27 protein-coding genes and 1 pseudogene are annotated in these 19,215 nt (G+C 57.1%); 16 read left to right on the top strand and 12 right to left on the bottom strand.

The window, feature by feature from the left end; genetic code table 11:
* Positions 1 to 344, top strand: a pseudogene (locus AAFM15_RS10700) (hypothetical protein); the annotation flags it as partial.
* The gene (gene qatD, locus AAFM15_RS10695) at positions 341 to 1,075 is read left to right on the top strand and encodes a Qat anti-phage system TatD family nuclease QatD (RefSeq protein WP_341686699.1); all 735 of its coding nucleotides are present in this window, start codon (positions 341 to 343) and stop codon (positions 1,073 to 1,075) included. The pseudogene AAFM15_RS10700 and the gene qatD, both read left to right, overlap by 4 nt.
* A 29-nt stretch (positions 1,076 to 1,104) precedes the next feature.
* Here the strand turns inward: qatD and AAFM15_RS10690 are convergent, their stop codons facing one another.
* The 5 genes from AAFM15_RS10690 to AAFM15_RS10670 form a co-directional block, all read right to left on the bottom strand.
* Positions 1,105 to 1,983 (bottom strand): DUF4365 domain-containing protein, encoded by an 879-nt coding sequence (locus AAFM15_RS10690; RefSeq protein WP_341686698.1) that lies wholly within the window; start codon positions 1,981 to 1,983, stop codon positions 1,105 to 1,107.
* A gap of 201 nt (positions 1,984 to 2,184) precedes the next feature.
* Complete coding sequence (locus tag AAFM15_RS10685; protein ID WP_341686697.1) at positions 2,185 to 2,634, bottom strand: hypothetical protein; 450 nt, start codon at positions 2,632 to 2,634, stop codon at positions 2,185 to 2,187.
* Positions 2,631 to 3,980: a recombinase family protein gene (locus AAFM15_RS10680; RefSeq protein ID WP_341686696.1), complete on the bottom strand. Its 1,350-nt coding sequence runs from the start codon at positions 3,978 to 3,980 to the stop codon at positions 2,631 to 2,633. The genes AAFM15_RS10685 and AAFM15_RS10680 overlap by 4 nt, the downstream gene beginning before the upstream one ends.
* Positions 3,977 to 4,447, bottom strand: a complete 471-nt coding sequence (locus AAFM15_RS10675) for a DUF2924 domain-containing protein (protein WP_341686695.1) — start codon at positions 4,445 to 4,447, stop codon at positions 3,977 to 3,979. The genes AAFM15_RS10680 and AAFM15_RS10675 overlap by 4 nt, the downstream gene beginning before the upstream one ends.
* Positions 4,444 to 4,674, bottom strand: coding sequence for a hypothetical protein (locus tag AAFM15_RS10670; protein WP_341686694.1), 231 nt, complete (start codon positions 4,672 to 4,674; stop codon positions 4,444 to 4,446). Before AAFM15_RS10670 ends, AAFM15_RS10675 begins: the two co-directional genes overlap by 4 nt.
* A 289-nt stretch (positions 4,675 to 4,963) precedes the next feature.
* On the opposite strand from AAFM15_RS10670, the gene AAFM15_RS10665 reads away from it, so the two are divergent.
* The 4 genes from AAFM15_RS10665 to AAFM15_RS10650 are packed head-to-tail and all read left to right on the top strand — an operon-like array spanning position 4,964 to position 8,979.
* The gene (locus AAFM15_RS10665) at positions 4,964 to 6,205 is read left to right on the top strand and encodes a hypothetical protein (protein WP_341686693.1); all 1,242 of its coding nucleotides are present in this window, start codon (positions 4,964 to 4,966) and stop codon (positions 6,203 to 6,205) included.
* Positions 6,206 to 6,212: 7 nt separating this feature from the next.
* Positions 6,213 to 7,217 carry a hypothetical protein gene (locus AAFM15_RS10660; RefSeq protein WP_341686692.1) on the top strand — a complete coding sequence of 335 codons (1,005 nt, stop codon included), beginning with the start codon at positions 6,213 to 6,215 and terminating at the stop codon, positions 7,215 to 7,217.
* A 26-nt stretch (positions 7,218 to 7,243) separates the two neighbouring features.
* A complete protein-coding gene (locus AAFM15_RS10655) occupies positions 7,244 to 8,245 on the top strand; it encodes a hypothetical protein (protein WP_341686691.1) in 1,002 nt (333 codons plus the stop codon).
* On the top strand, positions 8,239 to 8,979 hold the full coding sequence (locus tag AAFM15_RS10650) for a hypothetical protein (protein ID WP_341686690.1): 741 nt from the start codon (positions 8,239 to 8,241) through the stop codon (positions 8,977 to 8,979). The genes AAFM15_RS10655 and AAFM15_RS10650 overlap by 7 nt, the downstream gene beginning before the upstream one ends.
* A 36-nt stretch (positions 8,980 to 9,015) precedes the next feature.
* On the opposite strand, the gene AAFM15_RS10645 is transcribed toward AAFM15_RS10650, so the two are convergent.
* A complete protein-coding gene (locus tag AAFM15_RS10645) occupies positions 9,016 to 9,351 on the bottom strand; it encodes a helix-turn-helix domain-containing protein (protein WP_341686689.1) in 336 nt (111 codons plus the stop codon).
* A 202-nt stretch (positions 9,352 to 9,553) separates the two neighbouring features.
* Here AAFM15_RS10645 and AAFM15_RS10640 point away from each other — a divergent pair, with 202 nt between their 5' ends.
* The 8 genes from AAFM15_RS10640 to AAFM15_RS10605 all read left to right on the top strand — a co-directional run bounded on the left by AAFM15_RS10640 (position 9,554) and on the right by AAFM15_RS10605 (position 15,095).
* Positions 9,554 to 9,838, top strand: coding sequence for a DNA-binding protein (locus tag AAFM15_RS10640; RefSeq protein WP_341686688.1), 285 nt, complete (start codon positions 9,554 to 9,556; stop codon positions 9,836 to 9,838).
* The gene (locus AAFM15_RS10635) at positions 9,835 to 10,320 is read left to right on the top strand and encodes a hypothetical protein (RefSeq protein ID WP_341686687.1); all 486 of its coding nucleotides are present in this window, start codon (positions 9,835 to 9,837) and stop codon (positions 10,318 to 10,320) included. The genes AAFM15_RS10640 and AAFM15_RS10635 overlap by 4 nt, the downstream gene beginning before the upstream one ends.
* Before the next feature lie 56 nt (positions 10,321 to 10,376).
* The gene (locus AAFM15_RS10630) at positions 10,377 to 11,105 is read left to right on the top strand and encodes a hypothetical protein (RefSeq protein ID WP_341686686.1); all 729 of its coding nucleotides are present in this window, start codon (positions 10,377 to 10,379) and stop codon (positions 11,103 to 11,105) included.
* A 12-nt stretch (positions 11,106 to 11,117) separates the two neighbouring features.
* Positions 11,118 to 11,540: a DUF6511 domain-containing protein gene (locus AAFM15_RS10625; protein WP_341686685.1), complete on the top strand. Its 423-nt coding sequence runs from the start codon at positions 11,118 to 11,120 to the stop codon at positions 11,538 to 11,540.
* Between the two features lie 80 nt (positions 11,541 to 11,620).
* Positions 11,621 to 11,944, top strand: coding sequence for a hypothetical protein (locus AAFM15_RS10620; RefSeq protein ID WP_341686684.1), 324 nt, complete (start codon positions 11,621 to 11,623; stop codon positions 11,942 to 11,944).
* Positions 11,937 to 14,255: a phage/plasmid primase, P4 family gene (locus tag AAFM15_RS10615; RefSeq protein WP_341686683.1), complete on the top strand. Its 2,319-nt coding sequence runs from the start codon at positions 11,937 to 11,939 to the stop codon at positions 14,253 to 14,255. The genes AAFM15_RS10620 and AAFM15_RS10615 overlap by 8 nt, the downstream gene beginning before the upstream one ends.
* A gap of 221 nt (positions 14,256 to 14,476) precedes the next feature.
* Positions 14,477 to 14,707 carry a hypothetical protein gene (locus AAFM15_RS10610; protein ID WP_341686682.1) on the top strand — a complete coding sequence of 77 codons (231 nt, stop codon included), beginning with the start codon at positions 14,477 to 14,479 and terminating at the stop codon, positions 14,705 to 14,707.
* Positions 14,700 to 15,095 carry a DUF6362 family protein gene (locus tag AAFM15_RS10605; RefSeq protein WP_341686681.1) on the top strand — a complete coding sequence of 132 codons (396 nt, stop codon included), beginning with the start codon at positions 14,700 to 14,702 and terminating at the stop codon, positions 15,093 to 15,095. The genes AAFM15_RS10610 and AAFM15_RS10605 overlap by 8 nt, the downstream gene beginning before the upstream one ends.
* A gap of 271 nt (positions 15,096 to 15,366) precedes the next feature.
* On the opposite strand, the gene AAFM15_RS10600 is transcribed toward AAFM15_RS10605, so the two are convergent.
* On the bottom strand, positions 15,367 to 15,588 hold the full coding sequence (locus tag AAFM15_RS10600; protein WP_341686680.1) for a hypothetical protein: 222 nt from the start codon (positions 15,586 to 15,588) through the stop codon (positions 15,367 to 15,369).
* 65 nt (positions 15,589 to 15,653) lie between these two features.
* On the opposite strand from AAFM15_RS10600, the gene AAFM15_RS10595 reads away from it, so the two are divergent.
* A complete protein-coding gene (locus AAFM15_RS10595; RefSeq protein ID WP_341686700.1) occupies positions 15,654 to 16,892 on the top strand; it encodes a site-specific DNA-methyltransferase in 1,239 nt (412 codons plus the stop codon).
* Here the strand turns inward: AAFM15_RS10595 and AAFM15_RS10590 are convergent.
* From AAFM15_RS10590 to AAFM15_RS10570, 5 genes are all read right to left on the bottom strand, one after another.
* Positions 16,886 to 17,233 (bottom strand): hypothetical protein, encoded by a 348-nt coding sequence (locus AAFM15_RS10590; RefSeq protein ID WP_341686679.1) that lies wholly within the window; start codon positions 17,231 to 17,233, stop codon positions 16,886 to 16,888. The genes AAFM15_RS10595 and AAFM15_RS10590 overlap by 7 nt on opposite strands.
* Positions 17,230 to 17,508, bottom strand: a complete 279-nt coding sequence (locus AAFM15_RS10585) for a hypothetical protein (protein ID WP_341686678.1) — start codon at positions 17,506 to 17,508, stop codon at positions 17,230 to 17,232. Before AAFM15_RS10585 ends, AAFM15_RS10590 begins: the two co-directional genes overlap by 4 nt.
* A 100-nt stretch (positions 17,509 to 17,608) precedes the next feature.
* Positions 17,609 to 17,968, bottom strand: a complete 360-nt coding sequence (locus tag AAFM15_RS10580; protein WP_341686677.1) for a hypothetical protein — start codon at positions 17,966 to 17,968, stop codon at positions 17,609 to 17,611.
* A gap of 7 nt (positions 17,969 to 17,975) precedes the next feature.
* The gene (locus tag AAFM15_RS10575) at positions 17,976 to 18,419 is read right to left on the bottom strand and encodes a DUF3489 domain-containing protein (protein WP_341686676.1); all 444 of its coding nucleotides are present in this window, start codon (positions 18,417 to 18,419) and stop codon (positions 17,976 to 17,978) included.
* Complete coding sequence (locus AAFM15_RS10570; RefSeq protein ID WP_341686675.1) at positions 18,416 to 18,670, bottom strand: hypothetical protein; 255 nt, start codon at positions 18,668 to 18,670, stop codon at positions 18,416 to 18,418. Before AAFM15_RS10570 ends, AAFM15_RS10575 begins: the two co-directional genes overlap by 4 nt.
* A 55-nt stretch (positions 18,671 to 18,725) precedes the next feature.
* On the opposite strand from AAFM15_RS10570, the gene AAFM15_RS10565 reads away from it, so the two are divergent.
* Positions 18,726 to 19,106, top strand: coding sequence for an HNH endonuclease (locus AAFM15_RS10565; protein WP_341686674.1), 381 nt, complete (start codon positions 18,726 to 18,728; stop codon positions 19,104 to 19,106).
* Positions 19,107 to 19,215: the final 109 nt, after the last annotated feature.

Here is a 19,215-nt window from a genome sequence, read left to right as displayed (position 1 = left end):
CATCCCATGCAACCAGCTGCGGTCGCTTTGTCCGCAACGGCTATAAGCACTGTGGCCGTTGTGTCCCGTGCTTGGTCCGCCGCGCGTCATTCATCCGCGCAGACATCGTAGACGCCACAAGCTACGTGTATCCCATGCTCAGAGGCGCACAGCTCGACAACGACCCCAACGACATCGGTGCTGTGGCCGCAGCGGTTCTAAAAGTCGAGCAGAACGGAGTGCGCTTTTTCACCGCAGGCCAGTTGGCGTTTGCTGAGCCAAGCCGACGGCGAGAGTTAGAAGCCGTGGTGCAGAGAGGGCTGGCAGAGCTGGGTGTGCTGATGCGTCAGCAGCGTGTCCTGTGATTGACCTTCATTCGCACCTAGACCTCTATCCGGATGGGCTCGCTCTTGCGCAGGAGGTGAACCGAAGAAATGAGTTCACGCTCGTTGTGACGACGAGCCCACGCGCTTACAGGGCCACATCTCGAGTGTTTGCAGGGCTGCGTAATATCAAGGTAGGGCTTGGCCTGCACCCCGAGGTTTCCGTTGCCAAGCAGGGCGAACTCGACGACCTACTTGCAGGTATCGCAAAGGCTCCTTTCATCGGGGAGATTGGGATGGACGGTTCGCCTCGGTTTCGCGGCTCGCTTTCCATTCAAGAACCGATTTTTCGAGCCGCTCTCTCGGAATGCGGTCGACATCCTGGGAAGGTGATGAGCATCCACTCTCGTGGGGCTGAACGCCGTGTGGTCGAGCTGTTAGCTACAACGAAGCACGCAGGCGTCCCACTGCTGCACTGGTTCTCCGGTGCCCTGGCGGAACTGGAGAACGCCGTTCGAATTGGGTGCTGGTTCAGCGTTGGTCCTGCGATGCTGGCGGGTGAGAAAGGCCGGGCTCTGATCGCTCGAATGCCTTTGAACCGGGTGCTGCCTGAAACTGATGGGCCATTCACGAGCGTTGGAGGAAAACCGCTCCAGCCTTGGGACGCCTGGTCTGTGCGTGAGCCTCTGGCGGAAATCTGGGGCATGCCGGTCGCGGACATTGGGGAACAGCTACGGCAAAACCTGCATCGGTTGCTTCGCAAACCCGGTTAATCAAGGGCATCCTGGGGCTGACCGCCGGGTTATGTTTCTGCTTCAAGATACGACATGACATCAAGGAATGCCTTGCCCAGGGTGTTCAACTTGATTTGAAGCCTATATAAACTGATCTCACCTGCCACGGTTCCGTACGGATAGATCTCGTGGCTGGCAATATAGACATCACTGTATACATCGTAAAAAGATTCGTCGAAGTTATCCTCGTAGAATTCTTCATCGATTGATACGGATGCCCAAGGATAGACTGCTTCTATCAAGCTCTTAACGTCATGGCCGACATACCAATAATTTTCAGTCTTGATCGTTTCCTCGGAACCATCTTGGTTAATTTTTATGAGGTTGAGTGCTCCTCGACCTAAAGATTTGTTATGCCATTCCTCTTTGTAGATAACTAACTTGCCTCCGTCCTTAAGGAACTTCATGTTGCCGAGATGAAGTACAAGGTTTCTATTCTTTGTTTCCAGTGGGGTGCCATCTAAGATAGCAAGAAGCTTACCGGCAGAAGATTGGTCAAGCATCTGCGATTTTGGAATCTCGATCTTCCAAGCCTTTTCTGTTCTTTGCGTCGAATCTTTATTGACGTGCACCCAATAAGTTGCCTTCGATTCGGGTAAATGAGCGACAAGGATTATTGGCAAAGCATGTCGAAGCCAATACTCTAAGTGAACTAGGCTGCCGTAATAAACAAGGTGGGCATCCTTCTCTGTGAAATGGCTAGGCCCCGTTTTGATTTGCACGCCAATCAACCGGCCGGTGGGATTGCCGTCAGAAACTGGTTCAATATGAGCGTCAATACCCATGTCGGATACGGCTTGATCCCGAAAGATCCAACCGAGGTCTCTGACCACGGCGGCCTCAGTAGCATTCACACCAATTCGCTCAGTTGGACTGTAACGGCTCATTCGTGCCTCTTAGAAACATAACGTGATGTAGACGTAAAACCTGTCTCTATACCAAGGCCATAGCTCATTAAGTTTCCTCCCGTGATTTGTTCTATGTGCCTGTTTTATATCAGCCTTTTCCGCTTTCGCCTAGCTGAGGTGGCTAGCAGCAACCACTGCACAACAGACGGTTTGTTTATTCTGATTTGATAGTGGGACGGGCTAGCCAGGGTTGCGTGCAATATTCTGAATCTTGTCACGTTGCTTTTTCCACTCCCATGGAATGGGGTTTGTGTTCAACCAATTCATTGTCAATCCCTGTGGCTGGCGACCTTGAAGAATACCTTCAACGATTTCCGGATCGAGCAACGTTAGCCGCAGAATCTCATTGACAGTCGCCAGGTCCATATTCTCTTTTTTTGCAATTTCGGTGCCACTGTGAACAATGCCTCGATCGAGCAAGCGTTGCCAGTGAAACGCTTTCACGAGGGCATTCATCAAGGTCGTATCAGGCAGGGGATCATGAGGTGCGGTCACTTTCATTGCGTCTTCTACCGTAGTAATAACGCTGCGTCCTGATCGTTTGGCGAACTTCAGCGGAATGAAAGTGCTGATTTGCTTGTCACGGTCAGACGTCGTGACTGGCGTTCCAGTCTTATAGAAATAGTTCATGCCTCTTCCAGCTCGATCAATTCACTGCCGACAGTGTTTCGGGGTGGAGTGCCCATGAGAGCGCCCCAGGCCTCGTAGCGCCACTGCAGGTCTATGCCCTCAGGGGTAACGGTGACTCGCTTGATCAGCGTTCGAACGATGTCTTGCTTGGCCTGTGTGGCCAATTTGTTCCATATCGTGGCAGTGTTCTTGAAGAACAGCACCATAGACTCCGGCTCGGTAAGCTCGGGGTTGATGGCGGTGATCTGTTCCCAGAACCGATACACCATCTGACCAGATCGCAGAATTTCCAGAACCTGCTCCATCACAGCTTTCTCAATTTGACCAGCTGGCAGGTTCCTATACGCCACAGTGCCCGCACCCATATTCTGATTTTTATTGACCACGTAGTAGCGGTACACATTTCCACTGGGCTTGCGCGTGGCCGTTGGCAGATAGAGATCTCCGTCTTCCGTGAATACCATGCCGCGCAGCAGAAAGCCGTATTGGCATTTTTGTCTCCACGTTTCGCTGGCACGATCGCGACTGCTTTCGGCCATGATGGCCTGCACCTGATCCCATGTCGGTTGATCGATCAGCGCCTCATGTTGTCCCCGGAAATATTCACCCTTGTGGCCAAGCTCACCCAAGTACATCCGGTTGTGCAGGATCTTGTAAAGGGTTTGCTTGCTCAGAGACTTCCCGTTCTTGCTTTTTGCCCCTTGTTCGGCAAGCTGTTTGACCATCTTGGTGGTCGACCGCGATGAGATGAAGGATTCGAAAATCTGGCGAACCAGTTGCGCTTCTTCTGGCACCACTACCAGTTCTCGTGATTCCACCCGATAGCCAAGTGGCACTGGCCCGCCCATCCACAAGCCTTTGCGCTTTGACGCGGCAATCTTGTCGCGAATGCGCTCCCCGGTGACCTCGCGTTCAAATTGAGCAAAGGACAGCAGAACGTTGAGCATTAGCCTGCCCATTGACGTGGCCGAATTGATTTGCTGCGTAACGGAGCTAAAGCTGACCTTGTGCTCATCAAAAACTTCAACCATCTTGGCAAAGTCTGCCAAAGAACGTGAGAGGCGGTCGATCTTGTAGACCACCACGATGTCGATCTTGCCGTTTTGGATGTCTCGCATCAGACGCTTGAGACCGGGGCGCTCCATGTTGCCGCCAGAAAACCCTGGATCTTCGTAGTGGTCGTCCACCCGCGTCCAACCCTCTGCGCGTTGGCTGGCAATGAATGCAGCACCTGCTTCGCGTTGTGCATCGATGGAGTTGAAGGTTTGGTCCAGGCGTTCATCCGAAGAGACGCGGCAGTACACGGCGCACCGCTTCACGGTTGCTTGTTCAATCACAGCGTTCATGCCTTCTTACCTTTCAACCCGAAGAAAGCTGGTCCCGACCATTGGGTGCCGGTGATCAGTTTGGCAATCGCTGACAAGCTCTTGTAATTTTTGCCATCGAACTCATAAAGCCCATTCGGCAGGACCGTGACCTTGTATTGTTCACCCGCAAAGTCACGGAGCAAAGTGGTGCCTGGCAGGACTGCGTGTGTGGGGGCTGAGCCGGATTTGATGGTGGAAAGTCTCTCGCCGTAGTCGGCCAGCATAGCGCGGGTTGTTTCTGGCATGGCGCCATAGGCTATTTCTTGCAATTTGTAGGCAAGCCTCGACTCAATGAATTTTCGGTTTGGGTGTGATGGCCGGTGTGGGAAATACCGGTCCCATAGTGTCCATAGCTCGGACATTTTTTGAGTCGAGAGTTCTGCGATTTGTTCGGATATCTGGCCCGCACGAATGCTCGCATGGGTTGATGGTGCAGTGGTTTTCAATGCTGTGATTCCAGGTGGATCGACGGGTTTGTATTGACGCTCTGGTGGGCATGGAAGTCGAGAAACTTGTCTTGATCAGTGGCATACACCCAACGGCTGTGCGCCTGTGCAAGTTCTTGGTGTTGGTCGACGACCGCTTGTGCGATCAGGTGAGCAATTTGCGCGAGGGAGAGATATCCACTTTTCTCGGCCGGATTGCCTTGGACTGGGGTTGGGAAGTGGTTCATCGAGGTGCTTTGGTTGATCAAATCTGACCTCGGAAATCGTAGCTAAAACACCCAAATTCGAGTTTGTGTTTTAGAGGGACATCAACCCGCTTGAGAGCACAAAGCCGCATAAATACTGGCTTTTGCGCCGACCGCTCAGCAACCATGCGGCTCCGAGCGACGGTTTTGACAGATTTTCAAAAAGCTGTATATTTATACAGCAATCCGGCGAAAACCACTCAAAGCCCCAGGACGAAGGACCAGGGGTTCAGACGCTTCATTGCCCAACGAAAAACAACAGGAGACATTCGTGAGCCGAAACCAAACCTACGCCGACATCTTGCTGAGCCTGCCTGTCGACGACACTCTCAAAACCTTCATTGAGCGCCACGCCTTGCCCATGCCCGAGGGCTGGACATGGAGTGACACGGTCCAGACTTCAAGACGCCTGATCGGGCTGATTCAGGCTCACCCTGTGGTGGCCATGCGTGACCGCATCGTGGCGGGGCTGCATGCCAGCACGCTGCTTGCTCACCCGCTGGGCAAACAGGCCATGTTTCAAGCCGCCCATGACCGCCCGGCCGAACTGGTGGGCCTCATTGCCTGCAAGAGCGACCTGCACCGGGCCTTCTGGCTGTACGTCCACCATCCGGCACTGTTCGAGGCCGCGGCGGAAATCGAATACCTGGACCACCATGGCCAGCAAGCCCAGCAGCATGACCTGGGCCTCAAGCGGGCCATCAAGCGCGACGAGGTGTCGATCGCCGCATTCGGTGATGCCATCAAAGGCTTCTACCAGCGAGAGTTGGGGTGCGGCGAGGTGTGCGTGGTCAATGTGCTGGACCGGGCGCGCGGCACGCAGCTGATCTCCATCCATGCCAAGGACCTGGCCACGGCCAAGCTGGAATTCGAGGGCAGCCAGTTGCAGCGGCGGGTGGGCAGTCCGAACATCCACATGGTCCTCGAATACGCCCAGGCCACCGGTGTGGCCCGCACCATCATCCGTGGTGGGGCCAAGTACCACGCCATGCTCTGTGAGGCCTTTGCCAGGCATCTGCTGGGTGTGGAAACCGATGCGCAGCGGATCCAGGCGCCGCTACTGAACCTGTCCACGCTTCGCCTGGGATTGAACATTCCGCAGGCCATCGATGATGGATTTGTAGGCTTGCAAGTCAAGAGCGTGACCGTGGTCAGCGGTTGCGGGCAGCTCAAGATGGAGTGCACGGCCAGTGCTACTAGCGACCAGCGCTGCGTTACGGAGCTGCTGCAGGACTATTTCGGTGCAGAAAACCCGCTCGCACGCGGCTGGACCATCCAGGCAGCCGTGCTCAACTTCTATCTGGCACCGATGCAGGGCAAGAGTCGCTGCCAGGTGGTCAGTGTGGAGATCACCAGCAAGGGGCGACTGAACCTGCACAAGTTCGATGAAAAGCTGCGCGCGCAGTTGGAGGGTTACCTGGTTGAGCTGGGCATCCTGAAGGCGCAGCAGGTCCTCAAACCCGACCGAGAGCAGGAACAGCCCCAGGCAGTGGCTGCCAGCTTGTTTGAGTGAGGTGTGAATGGAGTTGACACCCAATCAGCAGGCCATAGGTTTGGCTGCTTTGATGTTTCTGCGGGGCAGTGCATCCTTTGAGAGCAGCCTGCACGATGAAGAAAAAGCTGCGCTGCAACTTCTCAAGCAAGGTAAGGCCGTGGTGCCTGGTGTGGCTAACAGCCGAGATGCGGACTGCGCTTTCTGCGGCTTGTACCGTGGTCCGATCTTCAGGAGTGATGAAGGACTCATGGTGCAGTGCCCGGACTGTGGGCCGTTTGCGCTGGATCCGGCCAGTCAGCGCAGTTGGCGGCTGGACGACGACTGGCTAATCCGAAAGTTGCGCGGCGCACTGGATATTTCGCCGCACGCCACCACCAGTCAGATCGTTGATGGGGTGTGGGACATTGGGCGGTACAAGAAGCGGCCGGTGGTGTTGGCACGCCGTATTGACCTGGTGGAGCGCCATGGGTTGAGGATTTTTCATGGACCTGAGCCACGCAGTCAAAGCTGGGTGATCACTCCACGGCCATTGGTGCGGGCACCACTGGAGCCACTGGCTGGAACAGCCACGTGGTGGCATTTGGAAGACCGGTTTGCCTTGCATGGCTTGGCATTGCGGCTGCTCGACCCGGATCAAGGTGAAAAAGCCGACGACTTGCATGACAACACACCAGGCGTTGCTTTCCACGGACCGTTCAGTAAAGACTTCGTCTGGGTGCATCTTGAGGACTGGACCCACGGCCCCATTCGTTTGACCGATGCCCAGACCCGGGTGTTTGAGGCCCTTTGGGAGCACCGTGATCGGGCTCAATCGTCGGAATTCATCATGCGAGCGGCAGGACTCGACAGCGAAAAGCCCATGGACGTGTTCAAGGTGAAGGCAGCAAACCGGGGTGACCCAATGTATGAGGGACCCTTGCAGGCCTATGAACAGTTGGTCAGGCGGCAACGCAGACTGGGCCTGTATCAGCTGATCTGGGCGGGGGGCATGCCTTTGAGGGCAGAATATAACAAGAAATTTGACTTCTAACATTAACAGTGTTAGATTCTCTTTTCATGTTAGAAGCAACTCTTCCCCAGCAGACCGTCCGGTACCTCAACCAGGTGCTCGGCGGGGAAGGCGTGCGTGTGGCTCCCAGTGGGAACACCGCCCAACTGCCGTATTTTCTTCAGGATACCTACGAGGTCTTGCCCGGCGAACTGCTGGGACAGCCGATCACACTGGCATGTGTCAAAGGGCGTCAGCCGCTGGCTGCGCAGCAAGTGGACCAACATGCGAAGCGATTGCGTGAGTTGTTGCACGCACCGGTCATCATTGCATTGCCGGAGGTCGCACCCGGTGAGCGCAAGCAGCTGATTGCGCACGGCGTTGCCTTTGTGGTTCCGGACAGACAACTGTTCGCGCCTCAGATGGGGATGATCTTGACCGAACGCTTTGGCGCTGAGCCTCGTCGGGAGCAAGAACTGGCTAGCCCTGCCACGCAGGCGCTCTTGGTTTGGTTTTTGAACCACCATCCCGTCACAGAGACTTGGCATCCGTTTCAAGAGGCGGCGGCGCTTGGTTATGCCGGAATGACGGCCACCCGGGCCATTCGAGAGTTGCTGCAATTCAACCTGTTTGAGTTGGAGGTGCGAGGCCGAGCCAAATACCTCAAGCTCAATGGCACGCGCCGTGAACTTTGGGAAAAGGCCAAGCCCCATCTGCGCACACCGGTCCTCAGAACCATGTGGACCTACGATCAAGGCATTCTGCAAGTGACGGGGGTACGCTGGGCTGGCGAGAGTGCATTGGCGCGCCAGACCATGGTCAATGAGCCACGACAGCAAGTGCTTGCCATGACAGCAGAGGCTGCGCAGCGGGCCAAGCAGGCTGGCATCTTCTTTGAGCCCCGCGAGATTGCCGATGGCATTGCTGTGCAGATATGGCGCTATGAGCCCGGAATGCAAGCGAAGGAAAAGACCGTGGACCCCTTGTCTTTATGGCTCAGCCTGAGGGACAACCGTGACGACCGGATCCAGATGGCACTCGATGAGATTGAGGAGAAGTTTCTGTGGTGAGAGGATTGGCGATTTTTCAGCAGTGGTTCCAGGACTTCGAGGACCAGTACGTCTTGATCGGCGGGACAGCAGCTTCGATCACCATGACCGAGGCGGGCTTGTCGTTCCGAGGTACCAAGGATCTGGACATCGTCTTGCACGTGGAGGTTCCGACGCCTGCGTTTGGCCAGAAATTCTGGGAATTCGTGCAGGCCGGTGGCTACCAGCAAAAGGAGGGTGATCCTGAGCAAAAGCCCTGCCTGTACAGGTTCCAAAAGCCACAAGACGAAGACTTCCCGCACATGCTGGAGCTGTTCTCGCGTGTGCCAGACGGTTTGAGCTTTGTCCCACCTGGCCATCTGACGCCCATCCCGATGGATGAGCAGATTTCCAGCCTGTCAGCCATTTTGCTGAATGACGAGTACTACCAGTTCGTGCTCGCTGGCCGCAAGAGCAAGCACGGCATGCCGTCCTGGGTGGGTGAAGATCGTCTGATTCCACTCAAGGCTGTGGCCTGGTTGGAAATGACCGAGCGAGTGCGTCAGGGGGAGGTGATTGACTCCAAAAAGATCAACAAGCACCTGACCGACATCGTCCAGTTGTCAGCTCTGCTGCAGCCAGGTCAAGTGATCGATTTGCCCGAACAACTCAGTGCTGATTTGCGGACTTTTGCCCAAGCAATCGTCACATTGAATCGCCCTGAACATTTGCAAGCCATGGGCAGGATTGCGACGGCATACGCTCTCGATTTGTGAATTCAAACGGCTCCTCATTTGGCCGTTTCATTGACATCAGAACGCTCCTGTCTCAGATGTCTTTCGTGGCTTACGTACACGCTGGGGCAATTTCTCATTCATCAGGGCGAGGCCGATGGTGTCCTCAGAGGTGTCGAGTAACTGATCGAGCTTGCCAAGTTCACCGAACACCTGCATGGCTCTTGCGAAATGAACCAGTGCAGTTCCGGGGTGGCCCGCTTCCATGCGGCGCACGGTGTGGCTGGACGTGCCAATGCGTTCAGCCAGATCCTGCTGCGTCAGGTGCCTGCGGCGACGTGCAAGCGAAATCGCCTGCCCAAGGCGATTGAGGCTGCGCACGACGGGCAAAGGCGCAGGTGATGAGGATTTCATTTAAGCGGTGTTTTAAAGCTGCTTATGAAGCATAGTAGTGCATATATTTGTGATTAATGTGATTTTCTTGGTGTGAGGGAGTCCAGGCTGGGATTAAGGAACTGGAGATATCGCCAAAGTTCCTTATTCAGTTCCTTATCAGTTCCCCATTGATTTCCTGAAATAGCAGCGTTGTCCCCCAACTCTTCGAAAGGAGTTACCAATGCTGCTTGCAACACCAGCACTCGAGGCGCCAGTCTTCCTGAGCGCCGCTTCCCCTGAATCCACCATGCCCAAGCAGCTGGTGCTGACCGAGGCTGACCTGGCCTCCCGATGGGCCATGAGCCCCAAAACCCTGCAGCGCTGGCGCATGACTGGCACAGGTCCGACCTATCTCAAGCTGGGCAAACGGGTGAGCTACCCCCTCAACGCCGTGATTGCCTTCGAGAACTGCGTCCAGCATGTCTCGACCTCCAAGCGCATTCCCGGGAAGGCAGGTGCGGCATGAACCACCTGCAATTGCAGCAAGCTGCGCTGCCAGACCTCTCCGTGAGCCAAATCAGCCGTCTGCCCAAAGACCAGCTGGCCCATTTCAGCAACGCGGTGCAGCAGCTCAACGACTGGACGCTGCAGATGCGTGGCCGGATCAACCGGGCCATGGAAATCCGCTACGCCGACCAGATCCGCCATGCCGAGAGCCTTGGCCAAGAGGAGGCGACCAGGTTCCGCATCGATGACGGTGACCTGCAGATCGATGTCTTGCAGCCTAAAGAAATCGTCTGGGACCAACAACATCTGTCCCAGATCGCCGAACGGATGGTCGTCGCCGGTGACCGGGTGCAGGACTTTATGCAAGTCCAGTTCTCGGTTGCCGAGCAGGACTACGCCCGCTGGCACCCACTGCTGCGCGCGGCCTTCCAGCCAGCCCGCAAGGAACTCATCACCGAGCCCACCTTCCAGATCCGCTGGGTTGGCGAAGTCCAGCTTTGAGCGGACTGCCACTTGGACAAACCAGAACACAACCCCACACAACAGGAAAACCCTCAATGAACCACGACAGCTACACCCAGGCCGCAACCTATGGCCAATCCTCAACCCACGGCGCCCCGGGTGCCTGGTGCGACTTCAATGACGCCGATGCCCAGCAAGGCGAGTTCAACTTGATCCCCAAAGGCACCCAGGCCCTGGTGCGCATGGCCATCAAACCCGGTGGCCATGACGATGCCAGCCGGGGCTGGATGGGCGGCTACGCCACTGCATCGGATGAAACCGGCGCCGTGTTCCTGTCCTGCGAATTCGTGCTGCTCACCGGGCCATTTGCCAAACGCAAGATCTGGAGCAATGTGGGTTTGCACTCCAACAAAGGGCCGACCTGGGCGCAGATGGGCCGCAGCTTCATCAAGGCTGTGCTCAACAGCTCGCGAAATATTCACCCCGATGATGGCTCCCCAGAGGCTCAGCGTGCCCGGCAGATCCGCAGTTTCGGTGACCTCGATGGTGCCGAATTCGCCGCCCGAATCGGCATTGAAAAAGATGGCCAGGGTGAGTACCGCAACATCATTCGGCTGGTGATTGAGCCTGATCACAAGGAGTACGCAGAGCTGATGCAGGCCAAGCTGCAACGAGATGGTTGCATGGGCGGGGGCTCTGGTGGGGGCTCAGGTGGAGCTCCGGCAATGGCCTCTCCCGCATCGGCGGCACCCACCCCCCAGCCGGGGACCATTTACACCCCCCGCCCGGGTAATGCGCAGTCTCGGCCAGCATGGGCGCAGTGATGGCGGCTTTGCATGAAATGCTGGGTGTGTTCCCGTCAGGCCAAAGGCTTCGATCATGTGGATCTTCGCTTCAAGGTGGGGCACCCCAAGCGGTACCCCATCGACTGGATCTTTTGCTCACTGCGCTGCCAGGCCTGTTTCCACCGACTGTACGCGGCTGGTGTGCGGGCACTCGAGCGCGAGGGCGCTTTGCCAACTGGAGCTGGCGTGATTGATCCATCGGAAGCCGAACTGGCTGCCATGCAGCAGTGCCTCAAGCCGCTGGGTGAGGCTGCCGGTGAAATCGGTATGGACCGACCACTGTCGAGCTATACCCAGCACGAGGCCCTGCGGCTGATCAATGCCGTGGTCACGACCTATGTCGAGGCCATGGTGCAGGAACACGAGCGCAGCAAGTACCCACCTGTTCGCATGCAACTGGATCAATCGCCATAGAGACAACTTTGAGTCGATTGACCTGAATCCACCGCAGGGCGCAGCGTCCTGCGGATTCCAACTTCCATCAACCAATGCGGGTGAAAAAGATCACCTGCAGGGGAGACTATTTCATGAATGAACCTGAATCTTTGGCTTCGCCATTGAGCCTGAAAGCAGCAGGCGATAACGACTTCAGCGATGAGCCGCTGCTCACAGCAAAACGAGCATCCAAGGCGCTGAACCTGCCGCTGTACTACTTCACCAAAACTGCAAAGCGCAAAGCCCTGGGGTTGCCGTTTTATTGCGTCAATCGACTGGTCCGCTTCAGATTGGGTGAGCTGCACCAGTGGCAGATTGCCTATGCCCATAAGCTGATTGAAGAACAAGACGCAGCGCTCCAAGAGGGAGGTGCGCATGCTTGATTTCAACGATGCACCCACATCGAACACGCGCAAAGCAGCGGGGGATGGCGCCGATACCAATCGTGAGAAATCCGAAATCCGAACAGCCCTCAATGACCAACTGGCTCTCCTGGTTGTGGATATCTGGCCTTCGGGCAAGCGCCGCCAGAACAAATACCTGGTGGGAGATGTGATGGGTGGTCCTGGCGACAGCCTGGAGTTGCTGCTCTCTGGCCCCAAGGCCGGGCTGTGGACTGACCGCGCTACGGGTGAAGGTGGCGACATTTTCGATCTGATCGCTTGCTACTACAGCCTGAATGTGCAGACCCAGTTCCCGCAGGTGCTGGAGAAGGCCCGGGAATGGCTCGGCCGTGTCTCTGCCATGCCGCCCAGCGCCGTGGCTGCAAGCAAGGCCAAGGCACCAGTGGTCGATGAACTGGGCCCGCCAACGGCCAAGTGGGACTACCGGGATGCCAGCGGCAAGCTCATCGCTGTGGTTTACCGGCACGACCCCGAGCCTGGACGCAAGGAGTTCAGGCCTTGGGATGTGCGTCGCCGCAAGATGACGCCGCCCGAGCCACGTCCGCTGTACAACCAGCCCGGCATGCTCAAGGCCGATCAAGTGGTGCTGGTCGAAGGAGAAAAGTGCGCTCAGGCCCTGCTTGAATTCGGTGTGTGTGCCACCACGGCCATGCACGGCGCAAATGCCCCTGTGGAGAAAACCGATTGGTCGCCGCTGTCGGGCAAGCACGTCCTCATTTGGCCGGATCGGGACAAGCCCGGTTGGCTGTACGCAGACCGTGCCTCGCAGGCCGTTTTGCAGGCAGGGGCCAAATCGTGCGCCATCTTGCAACCCCCGGCAGAAAAGCACGAAGGCTGGGATGTGGCCGATGCACTGAGCGATGGCTTTGACATTGCCGGGTTTCTGGCCGTGGGCGAGCGTATGCCGATCACGCGTGAACTCGGTGCACACGACATCGCCATGCCGATCGATGGCATCGACTATTCCACCGAGGATGGGCTGGCTCTGGCGTTCTCGCACCAGTTCGCCGAGGACTGGCGTTACTGCGCCCCGTGGTCCAAATGGCTGGTCTGGAATGGCGTGCGCTGGAACGTGGACAAGCAGCTGTACATCATGCACCTGAGCCGCACGGTGTGCCGCAGCGCCGCCATGTTTGCCGAGACACCGCGCATGAAAGCCCGCATGGGCAGTGCAGCCACCATCTCGGCCGTTGAGCGTCTTGTGCGATCTGACCCCCGGCAAAGCGCCACTGTTGACGAGTGGGATGCCAATGCCTGGCTGCTCAATACGCCCGGCGGCATTGTGGACCTGCGAACCGGCGCGCGTGGACCGCATGACCGCGATCGACGTATGACCAAGGTGACCACGGCCACGCCGCAAGGCGAGTGCCCGGTCTGGCGCAATTTCCTGGTCAACGTCACGGGGAGCGATCAAGAACTGCAGGACTACCTGCAGCGCGTGGTGGGCTATTGCCTCACGGGCGACTTGAGCACCCACGCCCTGTTTTTCCTGTACGGCACGGGTGCGAACGGCAAGTCGGTGTTCGTGAACGTGATCTCCACGGTGCTGGGCGACTACGCGGCCAATGCGCCTATGGACACCTTCATGGAGTCGCGCACCGATCGCCACCCCACCGATCTGGCCGGTCTGCGCGGTGCTCGATTCGTCTCGGCGACAGAAACCGAGCAGGGTAGGCGCTGGAACGAGTCCAAGATCAAGGCGATCACGGGTGGTGATGACATCACGGCGCGCCTGATGCACCAGGACTTTTTCACCTACAGGCCGCAGTTCAAGCTCCTGATTGCCGGTAACCACAAGCCCGCAATCCGCAACATTGATGAGGCCATGCGCCGCCGCATGCACCTGATTCCCTTCACGATCACGGTCCCTCCAGAAAAGCGTGATCCGCTCCTGACCGAGAAGCTGCTGGCCGAGCGTGACGGCATCTTGGCTTGGGCGCTGGAGGGCTGCCTGCAGTGGAAGCTGCTGGGACTCAAGCAGCCCCAGAGCGTCGCCGAAGCGACCGAGGAGTACTTCGAAGCCGAGGACGCCATGGGCCGGTGGATCGCTGAGCGCTGCAACCAAGGGCCCAGCCACAAGGCCCTCACGGCCACGCTTTTCAACGACTGGAAGCAGTGGGCCGAGCTCAGTGGCGAGTACGTGGGCACGCAACGCAGGTTCTCGGATGCCTTGCTCACCAGACGTCTGGAGAAATGGCGCAACTCCATGGGCGTGCGTGGTTACGTGGGCCTTGACCTCAAGCAGCCCACCTCGCTGCCTTCGCGCACCTATCCCTACAACGACGATTGAGAGACAAATCCAATGAAAAAGAATTCAAGAATCAAGCTGATGGCCAGTTCTCTGACACAACTGACTCTATTGAACATTTGTTCCTTACGCGTATACGCGTATACAGATAAGAGTCATAGATGTTTGAGTACGGCAAAAGCGTCAGACCCATTGTCAAACCCGGCATGCGCCGGATTTGACTTCCCAGCGGCGCACCGGAATATTGCGTTTGGAGGGCAGGTATGAAGATCCCTCCAGCACGTTACCCATCGCCCCTTGGGCGCATGCAGGCCACTCCCATGGACGTCGAGGCGACCAAGCGCCAGGGATGGCGCGAGCAGCACATCCTGGTCATCTCCCATGATGACGAGCGCCTGGACTTTCTGGAGCGCCAGCTCATTCGCAGCATTGGCGAGCGGCTCTATGGTCAAGGCCATGGCCAGGGTCAACCCAAGGGAGGTGGTCATGGTTGAGATCTGGACAGTCGAGACGGTGGCAGACCGGTTTGTGGATGCGGCCCGAACCGCCAGGCGCCTGCCGCGCGTGATGGTGCAGGGCTACGCCAGCACCTGGCCCATCGTGATCCTGCCAAGCGATGCCTACCCGGATCCGCACAAGGTGTACCGATTGCCGCCCCCGTCCGCTCAGGATGTGGAGCGAATGCTCGAAGTCATGCGTTGGGTGCAGATGCTTGAGCTCGATGAGCGGCATCTGGTGTGGATGCGGGCCAAGCGCTTTGACTGGGTGGAGATCAGCAAGCGCTTTGCCTGTGACCGCACCACGGCGTGGAGACGCTGGAAGCGGGACATGCAGGTGGTGGCCGATCTGCTCAACCGGCAGTCTCAGTCACTGAAAAAGTGAAGCCTGTCATCTGGAGAGGAAATTAGCGTGTTTTGGCGGTCATGCGCGGCGCTATTGACGTTCAAACGTGAATGCGCGGTTTTTGGGGCCAAAACACGCTGCAACATTTCGGCGATTTGCAGCTACATTTTCATCTACGGTGGACAAACGAGTGCAGAGACAGTGATGACAGTCACACACAGTCGATGACACCCCGAAACTTCCCCGAAACAGTCGAGGAATAGTCAAAGACAGTCGATGACATCGACGTCTACTGACTGTTGTCCGACTCCTATCGATGAACTTCGATTTCTCCTGCTGCCTCGTACTCCGCCAGCTTTTCAAGCTGCAGATACACAGTCGGTTTTCCCTCGCGGAGAACTTCCAGACGGCTGTGAATTTCTGATCCCACTTCGTAGGTCCCAGCAATCAGCGGCGTAAAGCCTGCTCCGGATGCTGTGGCCTCAGTCGGGCTTTTGCGGGCCAGAACCCCGCGAACTACTTTGATTTGCACTGCAGAACATTCTCGTTTTGTGGTCGATTTTACCGGTCACCCCCATGAATCATCCTGAGATCCGAATGGTCCCAGTGGACGCGCTCGTCCCCTACGCACGCAATGCCCGAACCCACAGCGATGCCCAAGTGGCACAGATCGCGGCCTCGATCACCGAGTTCGGCTGGACCAACCCGATCCTCACGGACGGGGCCAAGGGCCTGATTGCTGGCCACGGTCGCTTGATGGCAGCGCGCAAGCTCGGTCTCAAGGAGGTGCCGGTCATTGAGCTGGGGCACCTGACGCCCGAGCAGAAGAAGGCCTACATCCTGGCCGACAACCGGTTGGCCGAGAACGCTGGCTGGGATGACGAGCTCTTGAAACTCGAGTTGGCTGAGCTCAAGGCGGCGGACTTCGATCTAGACCTGATGGGTTTCTCCGACAAGGAGCTCGAGGAGCTTCTGAACGGAGACGAATCAGGCGGTGGTTTGACTGAAGATGATGCAATCCCAGAAGCACCAGTAGATCCTGTTTCCAGACCTGGGGACTTGTGGATTCTCGGCAACCACCGCCTCCTTTGTGGCGACTCCACCGTCCTGTCGGACGTGGAGCGCCTCATGGGCGGGCAACTGGCCGACATGGCCTTCACCGATCCACCTTACAACGTGGACTACGGCAACAGTGCCAAGGACAAGATGCGCGGCAAAGACCGGCGCATCATGAACGACGATCTGGGGGAAGGTTTCTTCCAGTTTCTCTACGACGCCTGCCTGAACCTGCTCCTGGTTACCAAGGGGGCCTGCTACGTGTGCATGAGCTCGTCCGAGCTGCATACTCTGCAAAAAGCCTGGATCAAGGCAGGGGGTAAGTGGTCCACGTTCATCATCTGGGCCAAGAACACTTTCACGCTTGGGCGCGCGGATTACCAGCGACAGTACGAGCCCATCCTGTATGGATGGAAACAGGGCACGGATCACTTCTGGTGCGGCGACAGGGACCAGTCAGACATCTGGAACTACAACAAGCCCCGGGTCAATGACCTGCACCCGACCATGAAGCCGGTCGAGCTGGTCGAGCGGGCCATCAAGAATTCCTCGAAGAGCCGGGACATCGTTCTGGACCTGTTTGGAGGTTCGGGGACTACCTTGATCGCCAGTGAAAAGACAGGGCGTCAGGCCCGCCTCATTGAGCTCGATCCCAAGTTCGTGGATGTGATCATCAAGCGCTGGGAAGACTACACCGGCCAGCAGGCGGTGCGTGAGGTCGATGGCGTGTCATTTGTCAATGCCGCTACATCTAAAAATACAGAGCCTGTGGTTCAGTAACAGACCTCATCCAAGCCACAGTGAATCACAAACCCGGTCAGGTAGGGCAGGCCTTTTGGGATGCCTGTTTCCCTGGCGGTGATGCGACCGATCCTCCAATCCATCCACTTGGCGATGGCTTGGGCGACGGCTACATTGATCGCAAGGCCACCGGCCAGACCGTCCTGCACCGAACCGGCGAAGTGCCTGCCTTGCTTGCTGTCCAGAAATGCCCGGACCGATTCAGGAGGCTCGCCTGTGATCTCTGCGATCTGTTGCATGGCAACAGGCCAGGCCACGCTGGCGTGACCTCCCATCGTTCCCCAAAATCCCCAGGCTTCGTTTTGTGTGGTGGGCATCATGCTGCACTCCGTTCGATCTGGGCTGCGCGTGTGTATTGGGCCTGTGCGTTGGCAATCAGGTCCAGGCGCAGGTTCGGGGTGATGTTGCAGGCGAGGTGGTTGAGTGCCCAATTCATGACACTGGCTTTGTCGGCAGGGGAGGTGCAACCCTCAAGGCGGCTGATGTACCGATCGAGTTCACACATCGCAGACTTCAGTGTTTTTCTGGCGGTGATCAGGGCGTCCAGTGCATTCTGGTCGTTGTACTGGGCTTCGATTTCGGTGAGGGTAGTCATGTCGGTGCTCCTTGTTGCGATGGCTCCATGAACGCTCTACTTGGGGATGAAGTAAAGCGTTTCATCAAATTTGTTTGACCAGTTGCATATCTGCAACTGATCAGCCAAGACGTGCCAGATAACGCGGGTAATCGCCACCAGATGGATCAACAAAGAGGTAAGGACGACCTGGTGCACGCACCATCACACACAGTCGGCCATCACCGACATATCCACCCTTGCCCTTGAGCCAGTCGCGTGACTTGTAGAGGTTCATGGCAAAGCCATCAAACTCTTCAGGTTCCATCTCTCGGGTGTCAGTCACGTAGACCGTGTAGTCGCCTGAGGCGGCGATGTCTGTGATGTCTGTGGGTTTGCGTCCAAAAGGCAGACGGATGCTGAGCTTGTCGACCTGAAGTTTCTGCCCATCCCAGTTGATGGTCTCGGGCTTGCATTCGATGGTGAGGGTGATGGTTTTCATGTTTGCCTTAAACGGTTGGGTTGGTGATGCGGTACACGCGGTCGGAGCCGGTCTGCTTTTCTGAGGTGATCTCCAGGCCCAGTTTCTTCTTGAGGGCACCGGCCATGGCTCCGCGAATTGTGTGCACCTGCCAGCCCGTGGCCTCGGTCATCTGGGGCAGCGTGGCGCCTTCGGGGCGCTTGAGCAGTTCAATCAAAACCGCCTGCTTGGTGCCTTCACGTGTTGCGGGTTTGGCTTGAGGCGTGGCTCCAATCGCCTGCATGCCCTCAGTGGTGATTTGAAACACATCTGGAGCTTGATTGCTGCTTTCGATCAAGCGGGCATTGAGCATGGCGTTGATCACCTTGGCCAAGGCACCGCCTCTGAGGTTGACCGGGAAGTTGGTCAGTTGTTTGTCGGGATGCATAGCAGCGGCTTCAAGCAAGCCGCGCTGGGTGTCCGTGAGTTTCATGATTGAGCTTCCGATGCTTGTACTTTTTTTGCTTCTGCAAGTCCTGCGGCGTAGGCAGCGGCCAGCGCGCACTTGACGCCCCAGACCGCAACTTCATGAAAGTCCAGTCGGTCCCTGTGCTGAGTCTCCAGCGTTTCGATGTACAGGTGTTCGTTGGCAATCTGTTCAAACAGTTTGTCCAGGGGTGGTTTTGATTTCATTGGCTTCTCCTTGTGGTTGATTCGATGTGGAGCATTGACGCTCTGATTCAAGATGAAGCCAAGTCAATTTTTCGAGCTGTCGCTTATTCCTTGAAAGCCGATTGAGATGCCGCGAAGTGCGCCAACGCCATGCAGATATCCGGGTTGCGCTCAGGTGCTGCAGATGCCCGGTTACTGCGCCAATCACCAGTCACAGGTTCACCGTGAATACGGGCGTGCACGGCGTGGGTTCGATACGGAGCTGGGCTTCTATCAATCGGTGCGTTGGCGCAACACACGTGCAGCAGTGCTACGGGATAACCCGCTTTGCTGCAGATGCCAAAGCAAAGGTGTTCTGCAGCCAGCCAAGGTGGTGGACCACATCACTCCAGTCAAGTTGGGCGGTGAGCGCTTTGACCGCGCCAACCTGCAAAGCCTGTGCGTGCCCTGTCACAACGCGAAGACCGCCTCAGAGACGGCATCTATGCGCCGCCTGCCCCCTTCATGAGGGGGGAGGGGGTCTGAATCTCTACAGACTGGCGCCCAAGATGCGGAGGCTTGCGCAAATTTTTGTGCGTGCAAATTGAACAAGGGGGGGGTATCCCTCAAACCTGCGC

The organism is Limnohabitans sp. (assembly GCF_038134685.1).
Classification (GTDB): domain Bacteria; phylum Pseudomonadota; class Gammaproteobacteria; order Burkholderiales; family Burkholderiaceae_C; genus Limnohabitans_A.
The sequence above is the reverse complement of the archived record's forward strand: the minus strand, read 5'-3'. Positions and strand labels throughout refer to the sequence as shown.